We start from the raw sequence: 3,565 nt of genomic DNA, 5'->3' as shown, positions 1-3,565 counted from the left end.
CCTCGGGGCGGTCCCGCCAGGGGAAGTCGGCCGCGGGCCTGGCCTCGGCGCCTTCCTCGGCGCCGGCCGGCGGACCGTCCTCGGCATGCGGGGTGGGGCCGCCGTCGCGCTGCTCGGCGGCCAGTTTGCGCAGCAGCCACACGCCCGCGACGGCCACGACCGCGATCACTGCGAGGGCTATGGCGATGGTCATCGGTGATTCACCTCGCCGCGCGGCGTCCGTACGACGACGGCTGACCGCGTTCGACCGTTCCGACGGCGGCGCCGGCGGGAGTGCCCGCGCACGAAATGCCTCCGGTCTTCCCAGGGTACCCCGCACGGTGCCGATAAGTTTTGGCCATGGCTTACGACAGACCGCGGGCGCCGGGCGCACCGCAGGCTCCGCAGGGCCCCCAGGGGCAGGGCGACGGCTGTGTCGTCGCCGTCATCCGGATACCCGTGCGCATCGTCGCGTTCGTCGTCGTCCTGCCGCTGAAACTGCTGTGGGACGCGCTGGCCTGGGTGTGCCGCGCGCTGTGGCAGTACGTCCTGTACCCGCCGCTGCGCGCGTTCGGGCTGCTGCTCTCCGCGATCTGGCGCCATGTCCTGGTGCCGGTCGGCCGGGTGCTGATCGTCATCCCTGCCGTGTGGCTGTGGACGTACGTGCTGGCGCCGGTGCTGCGGGGGATCGGCCTGGCCGTCTCGTTCCTGGTGCGGTGGGTGCTGGTCTGGCCGGTGGTCGCACTGTGGCGCTACGGGCTGCGGTGGGTCGTGGTCGGCCTGGCCTGGCTGCTGAACTACCTCGTGGTGGTGCCGCTGGTCTTCCTGTGGCAGAAGGTGCTGGTGCCGGTCGGCCGGGAGATCGGCGCGGCGGTCGCGGCCGCCTGGCGGGCGGGCGCGTACGTGGCCCGGCTGATCGGCCGCGGCATCGGCTGGTTCTTCCGGGTGCTGGTCTTCCTGCCGATCGCCTTCGTCTGGCGCTACACCGGGGCGCCGGTCTTCCGTGTGATCGCCGCGGTGTTCCGGTTCGTCCGCCGGGAGATCCTGCACCCGATCCGGGTCGCGCTGGCCGATGCCCGGCGGGCCGTCGGGTCCGCGCTGTTCGGCACCCCGCGCGAGGCGCCGCCGGCCGATCTGCCGCGGCAGTCCCGGCAGGCCCGGCACGAGGCGCGGCTGCCCCCGGCCGCCTCCTACCGGGCCGGCGCCGAGCCGGCGGAGCCGCTGCCGCCCGTGCCGTGGCGGGTCGATCCGGCCCGGCGCGACCCGAGGCTGCCCCCGGTCGCGCCGCACCGCACCCGCCCGGACCAGGCGGCGCCGCCGGGTGGCGATGTGCCGCCCACGCCGCCGCCCGCGCCAGGCGGCGGCTTCGGGCCACCGCCGGACGGCTTCGGGCCGCCGCCCGACATGGGCAAGTCGGGCCCGCGGCAAGGAAAGTGACGATCCGTCAACTGGCTTTGCCCGACAGGTGACTTGAGGTCAGTTCGTCACCGGGGTGAGGCCGGGCCGGACGTGGTCGATCGCCCGGTACCAGTTGTTGCCCGCGTCGAGCATCCGGAACTTCGGCGGCACCGCCCTCGCCCCGGCGGGCACCGCGATCCGCCGGGTGATCAGCTGGTTCTCCGCGTCGCCGCGGGCGTTGTCGTTGCCGGTGGCGGCGCCGCCGCTGTAGGCGAGCAGCACCGTCTCCTCGCCGCTGTCGAACGCGGCCGTGACCGTCGCGGTCTGCGGCGACTCCTGCCGGTAGCGCGAGTCCCGGTCGTGCGAGTCGAAGCCGAGGAGGTGCGGAGGAGGCCGCCGCCGCGGTTGTCGACGGGCGGTTGTCCACAGGCTTGATCGCGGGCGGCGCGGGGCCTGTGGCGCGCGGCGTAACCTTGGACATGCAGGGACGCCCGGGTGCGCCGGAATGGGCACGCGGGCGAGTGGTACACCCGACACGAAGGACTGAGCGACACTGGGTAAGCGACAGCCAGAGGGCCCGCCGCCGGCACCGGCGGTGCAGCGCATCCGCCTGCGGTACACCAAGCGCGGCCGCCTCCGGTTCACCAGCCACCGCGACTTCCAGCGCGCTTTCGAGCGGGCCCTGCGCCGCGCCGAGGTGCCGATGGCGTACTCGGCCGGTTTCACCCCGCACCCGAAGGTGTCGTACGCGAACGCCGCCCCGACGGGCGTCGGCAGCGAGGCGGAGTACCTGGAGATCGCGCTCGCCGCACCGCGCGACCCCGAGCGGCTCCGGCTGCTGCTGGACGAGTCGCTGCCCACCGGCCTCGACATCATCGAGGCGGTCGACGCCCGCACCCCGGGTCTGGCCGACCGGCTCGAAGCGTCGGTGTGGCAGCTCAGGCTCGACGGCGTCGAACCCGACGAGGCCCGCCGGGCCGTCGCCGCGTTCCTCGCCGCGGAGACCGTGGAAGTGCAGCGCACCACCAAGAACGGCGTCCGCACCTTCGACTGCCGGGCCGCCGTCGCGCGGTTCGAGGTCGTCCCCGCGGAGGCCGCGACGGGCGATGCGACGGGCGGCGGCGCGGACACGGAGGCGGCGGATCAGGGTGCGGGCGCGCCGCGAAGCGACGCCTGTGCGATACTGCGGCTGGTTGTACGACACCTGACACCTGCCGTGCGACCCGACGACGTACTGTCCGGCCTCCATGCGACGGCCGACCTCGCGCCGCCGGTCCCCGTAGCGGTGACCAGGCTGGCGCAGGGGCCGCTCGACGAGGAGTCCGGCACGGTCACCGACCCGCTCGCGCCAGATCGCGACGCCGTGGCGGTACCTGCCGGTTCCGCCTAGGTACGGCGTCGACGTGTTGCCGGCGCACCAGGGAGCCACCCGGGTCCGGCGACGCTGACCACACGAGACTTTCGTCGGCCCCCCGCAGGGGCGGGCCGATGAGCGAGACAGCAGCCCCCGTGCGGCGCCCGCGCCCCGGAGGACGGCCACCGCGATCCAAGCGGCCCGCCGACCCCGGATTCCAGGCGCGGCGCCCGGGGGCACGACGGGAGCACTGCCCGAATGCCCGACAACGACGAGACCACCCCGGGTTCGACCCCGGACCACACTTCCTCCGGCGCCGCGGCCGACGAGAGCGCGGCACCCCGCCGCCGCCGTCGCGCCGCGTCCCGCCCGGCGGGCCCGCCCGGAGCGGACACCGCCGCCGACACGTCCGGCGCCGGCACGGAAGAGGCGGCCCCGGCCGCGCCCCGCCGCCGCGCCACCCGCAAGACCGCGGCCGCCGCCCCGGCCGAGGAGACCCCGGCCGCGCAGAGCGCGCCTGCTGCCGAGGGCGACGCGGAGGCTGCTCCGGCGCGTCCGCGTCGGCGTGCGACGCGTAAGGCGACGGCTCCGGCGGGTGCGCCCGCTGCGGCCGAGGAGACTCCGGCTGCCGAGGCCGCGCCTGTGGAGAGCGCGCCTGCTGCCGAGAGTGACGCGGAGGCTGCTCCGGCGCGTCCGCGTCGGCGTGCGACGCGTAAGGCGACGGCTCCGGCGGGTGCGCCCGCTGCGGCCGAGGAGACTCCGGCTGCCGAGGCCGCGCCCGCACAGAGCGCACCTGCTGCCGAGGAGAGCCTGTCTCTGATACACATCTCCGAG

At 75.6% G+C, this 3,565-nt stretch carries 4 protein-coding genes and 1 pseudogene; 3 read left to right on the top strand and 2 right to left on the bottom strand.

What is annotated here, in order from left to right:
* Nucleotides 1–193: hypothetical protein (locus AC13HU_RS34220; protein ID WP_483045886.1), on the bottom strand; the 193-nt coding region annotated here is incomplete at its 3' end.
* A gap of 146 nt (nt 194–339) precedes the next feature.
* Here AC13HU_RS34220 and AC13HU_RS34215 point away from each other — a divergent pair.
* Nucleotides 340–1,416 (top strand): hypothetical protein, encoded by a 1,077-nt coding sequence (locus AC13HU_RS34215; protein ID WP_483045885.1) that lies wholly within the window; start codon nt 340–342, stop codon nt 1,414–1,416.
* Nucleotides 1,417–1,455: 39 nt separating this feature from the next.
* On the opposite strand, the gene AC13HU_RS34210 is transcribed toward AC13HU_RS34215, so the two are convergent.
* On the bottom strand, nt 1,456–1,890 hold the full coding sequence (locus AC13HU_RS34210; protein WP_483045884.1) for a hypothetical protein: 435 nt from the start codon (nt 1,888–1,890) through the stop codon (nt 1,456–1,458).
* A gap of 82 nt (nt 1,891–1,972) precedes the next feature.
* On the opposite strand from AC13HU_RS34210, the gene AC13HU_RS34205 reads away from it, so the two are divergent.
* A complete protein-coding gene (locus AC13HU_RS34205; RefSeq protein WP_483045883.1) occupies nt 1,973–2,767 on the top strand; it encodes a TIGR03936 family radical SAM-associated protein in 795 nt (264 codons plus the stop codon).
* Between the two features lie 222 nt (nt 2,768–2,989).
* Nucleotides 2,990–3,565, top strand: a pseudogene (locus tag AC13HU_RS34200) (hypothetical protein); the annotation flags it as partial.

The organism is Streptomyces sp. NH27 (assembly GCF_056859195.1).
This window is presented reverse-complemented; position numbering and strand designations above follow the sequence as displayed.

What these genes read in the sequence shown, in the direction of transcription:
- AC13HU_RS34215 (WP_483045885.1), top strand. Translation starts at nt 340, where the DNA reads ATGGCTTACGACAGACCGCGGGCGCCGGGCGCACCGCAGGCTCCGCAG.